This window comes from Vibrio sp. Vb1755 (assembly GCF_033338635.1).
Taxonomy (GTDB): Bacteria; Pseudomonadota; Gammaproteobacteria; order Enterobacterales; family Vibrionaceae; genus Vibrio; species Vibrio alginolyticus.
Window position 1 is genome coordinate 1 of the sequence record NZ_JAWOTA010000055.1, and the last position, 4,096, is coordinate 4,096.

Annotated in this window: 2 protein-coding genes and 2 pseudogenes; 3 read left to right on the forward strand and 1 reads right to left on the reverse strand. The window is 40.4% G+C overall.

What is annotated here, in order from left to right; genetic code table 11:
- A pseudogene (locus R7E00_RS22400) lies at positions 1-369 on the forward strand (hypothetical protein); the annotation flags it as partial.
- A complete protein-coding gene (locus R7E00_RS22405) occupies positions 359-778 on the forward strand; it encodes a hypothetical protein (RefSeq protein ID WP_025818666.1) in 420 nt (139 codons plus the stop codon). The pseudogene R7E00_RS22400 and the gene R7E00_RS22405, both read left to right, overlap by 11 nt.
- 563 nt (positions 779-1,341) lie before the next feature.
- Here R7E00_RS22405 and mobC read toward each other — a convergent pair.
- Positions 1,342-2,103, reverse strand: a complete 762-nt coding sequence (mobC, locus tag R7E00_RS22410) for a MobC family replication-relaxation protein (protein ID WP_276402456.1) — start codon at positions 2,101-2,103, stop codon at positions 1,342-1,344.
- Positions 2,104-3,380: 1,277 nt separating this feature from the next.
- On the opposite strand from mobC, the pseudogene R7E00_RS22415 reads away from it, so the two are divergent.
- A pseudogene (locus R7E00_RS22415) lies at positions 3,381-4,096 on the forward strand (hypothetical protein); the annotation flags it as partial.

A 4,096-nucleotide genomic window follows, 5' to 3' on the forward strand; every position in this document is an offset into this window, starting at 1 on the left:
ATTACAAACCCTACAATTAAGCAGTTGGGTGTTTTAGCTGAAGATACATTAAATGGATTTAAGAAAGGGGCTGTTTTAAGTTTAATTATATCGGCAACAATCAATACTAATGAATTGATGTTTAATGATGATTATCATTTAGTTGATTGGTGCGGTAGTATGGGAAGTGATTTGTTTAAGCTTTTAGCCACTGGCGCAGTTGTCGGTGGGATTGTTTGCTTGACGGTCGCTCTTGGAGTTGCCATTCCTATGGTGGTTGGTGCGATGGTTTGGGTTGGTGTTGATGTAATTATTTCTAATATTTGGGATGAAAACAAGATAGAAGAAAACATAATAAATGGCTTAAAAGAGGCCACAAATGCCAAATAGAATTCTGATTTTTTTAGGAGTTCCTCTTGTATTAATAGGGATGCCTTTCTTATTATTTGATGCGATAAGCCCAATACTGGATGTTTATATATATCATCCAGAATCTATAGCGTTAACCTCCGTTTTTTCTATAGTTCCTTTTTTATCATGGTTTTGGTTTTTAAGTATAATAGGGTTTGTTTGTATTTGTTTTAATAAGCGACCTGAATTACCTAAAGAGTGGAGCAAATATTTAGGGACTTACATTCCTTGTTTTCTATTTGTCATGGGGGTTGTTTTTGGAACGATTGGAAAAGATGCAATAAAGAAACACCTTGTTGATAGTGGTTACTTTTTAATTACTACAGAAAAGATAAGAACATCATTTTATATATCTCTTGATAAAGATATATACCATAGGGCTGATTAAACAAAAATTTGAGAAGAGTATGCAACAAAGATCTTTGCATTGATCATTGAGATCTAACGATTTTAGGATTAATCTCTATCCCCAGATGTGAAAAAACCACTCTTGCCGGAGTGGTTTTTTCGGAATACTCACAAATGATGACCAAATCGTTGTGTAAGTCCTTCCATGATAGACCATATCAAGTAAGCACTTCAAGAGTATTTCTGCACTCTGTTTGGAATCAAGATGTTTTGGACAGAACGACGCGCATCACTCACCGACCAAGGGATGTTCCAAAGGTGAGAGGTAAAGGCACTAATCAGAACTAAGCGTAAAGCTCGATAACACCGCCCCTTGTAGCTGCTAGAGGGGACAAGCGGAAAAGGAATAACTGATTAGTGTTGTGTGACTGGAACGGGGGCGAAAGCTTTACACACAGCGCAGGGCAGCCCGAAAGGGTAAGAGACAAAACTCCACGGAAAGCGACCATAGATGATACCCAAATCACTCAAGTTTAGAGTTGAAATGGGTAGGGGTCGGCGCAGCCGAAAGGGCTGATTTGGGGAGTCTTGCGACAACCTTATTCACCGCTTTTGGTCTCTTGTTTCTTGTAAGGTCTTTACCTCTTCTAATGTGAAGATTCGGTAAAGGTTTGAACGATAATACTCGAATGGGTGCTTCGATTCTTTGAACCTTATGTATTCAATTTTGTTGAAGTGGTTCTCTAACAGCTTTTTCATTTCGTTACTCTCAACGATGAAAAAGACCGCATGCCAGTACCCCTCTTTTTTTGCCTGTATGTGATCTTTAAAAATGGTCCGGTAGCGTGATGGTGTTTGAATTGTTTGCATCAGTTCGAGTGCAATCTTTGCTCCCGAAGGACTTTTCACCAAGCCATCCGGTTTGTGTGCTACCTGATATTTTTTGCGTACATCTTCATGCTTACCATTTTCCCAATCACGCCATCCATTTTTTTGTAGCTGGAGCTGCACAAACTGTACTTTCATTTTATGTTCTGCATTCTTGGCCGTGACTCGGTACGGTACAAAACTCTTCTCTCTGCCATTACTTTTCTGTTGGTTTTGCGCAAGGCCTAAGTCGGTCACTCCCCACAATGCAAGCTTCCCTCTTGGCGTTTTTAGTTCGTACTTTTTGATGAGGTCTAAGCCTTTTAGTTTTGCCAGTAAACGATCGAGAGGCTGCCTTTTTTGATAATTCAAAAGCACCATTAAGTTGGTGATTGTGGAGTACGTTTCTTGTATTAAAAATTGTATGACGCATTGCATGTTGTCTGCATTTCGTTGGTAACGTTCGGTTTTATCTTGGATCAGATATTGTGTGTTCATCGGCCTCTGCCATCGGTGTCTATCATCGGGGGAGTATAGCACCCGACCGCAGACACCGATGAAATCCAAACAATAACAAGAAGTTTCGCCAAAGGGCGAATATTGAAAAAGCGTGCTTTTTCAATGAATTAGAATGTAAATCTTCGGGGCTGGACGCCCCTACAATTCAAATTCTAATTTAAAGCAAAATCCGCCTCGCTCCGCGAGACCAAGCCCCTATAGAGCGTGAAAAATGTCGCCCTTTTTGGACAAGTCCAAAGAGTCTCGTTTTTACATCGTTATACGGACTTGGTCTCGCCTGCTCAACGGATTTTGGGGCAAGCCCCCAAACCAAAACGCAGTTTGGGAACTGCTCGCCTTTTCGTTCGGGAACGGGCGTTTGGTTCGGCTCCCCCTGTCGATAAAAAGGTTCGGGAACTCACCTGTTTTCTCGATGCTACGTTGAACACTTCGCATTTTTTTCTGACTAGCAATTGAACCCCGCAAGGGGGCGCTTGGGCGATTGAGCCAGAAAAAAACATGGCTCACTAACTCACTTTGTTTCGCTGTTCGAACTGTCGCCTCGCGCTGCTCGTTGCCGGTTCGTTTGTCTTGGTAAAAACGCTTCGCTTAGTTTCACCAGGACAAACAAACTAAGCAGTTATGTTGTAACTCAAGGTTCAGTGTTAATTCGTTGATAGGCGCTTTTTGAGTACTTCCTAATCCTAATGCGAGCAATATTATGGTCATGTAACGTTTTTTGAAGTTCATGCTTTTCGTCCTTTCTTTTCGTAAATCTCGACACAAGTTAGCGTGTTTCATTTTTCTCTATGATCTTAAGATCTCACGCTGTTAGTTTGCTGTCATTTGAGCCAAGTTTTGAAGTAACAAGAGTTACTCTTTGGTTCAGCGAATGTGAGTTTAATTCGAATGATTGTTGTGACGCGGCAAATGACCGTTTGTGCGGTTTGAGCCAACTAGGCATTTTTATTTTTGGATAATGATAGATGCCTAGTTGCAGGTTGAACATGTGAAAAACGAGCATTTCAGAGGTGTTTCTGAGTGAGTTTAGAAGTTAGTTAGATTGCTATGTAAATCGCTCTCAAAGTGTCACAAACTTTCAAATGTTTTTTGGTGGGTAATGTGCCGGATTTCAGTCTGAAATCGTGCCTAGAGCGTTTGAGGGGCTTCTAAGTGGTGTTTTTGATAGTGAAGTTGCCTATTTAACATATGACCAATATTACGCACCTTTAAGTGTCGTTATGATGTCATCACGTTAATTGAGGTTAGGTGAACTGATGCCACACAATTTTTTGGATAGAAAGAAAAAACCGTTGAGTTCTTCTGGTGGAGGTTATAAGCCCCTCCATGAAGAAGAATCATTGAGAAAACCGCAAGCTCGAGAAGAAACAGTAAGAGAGCGAGCTGCCCGCCAACGTCGAGAGCGTCAAGCTGAATTGACGTATACCCAAGAAGATTACGCTCGTTGGGAAAAAAATCGTGTGCGTGCTACTGCAGAACGTAACGCGGCAGCGTTACAGGCCTACGATCTAACAGAGCCAGAATGGAACAAAGATCTACAAGACGATTTGAAAGAATACTTAGAAGGTAGACATACACAAGTTTGTATTTTCTCTGTTGATGATGCCGCAAAGTGTGCGATGAATATCTGGCATCAAAAAAATGAAGAAGGGGAAACGATTGGAAGTGAAACTCTGAAACTATTAGATGACATTCATTCAAAAATAGATATGGGCATAGGTATTATTACTGCGGCAAAAATATCAAAAGCTTTAGGTGGCTTTGGTATTACAGTTAAACAATATATTGATGCTCAGGGAATAGAACGAGTAATAATATCCAGTCTCTGGAATGACCCTAAGAAGTATTATGCTGTTGTTAATGGATTAAATATCAAAAAAAATTATCCATATAGGATTACAAACCCTACAATTAAGCAGTTGGGTGTTTTAGCTGAAGATACATTAAATGGATTTAAGAAAGGGGCTGTTTT

What these genes read in the sequence shown, in the direction of transcription:
- R7E00_RS22405 (WP_025818666.1), top strand. Translation starts at nt 359, where the DNA reads ATGCCAAATAGAATTCTGATTTTTTTAGGAGTTCCTCTTGTATTAATA.
- mobC (WP_276402456.1), bottom strand. Translation starts at nt 2,103, where the DNA reads ATGAACACACAATATCTGATCCAAGATAAAACCGAACGTTACCAACGA.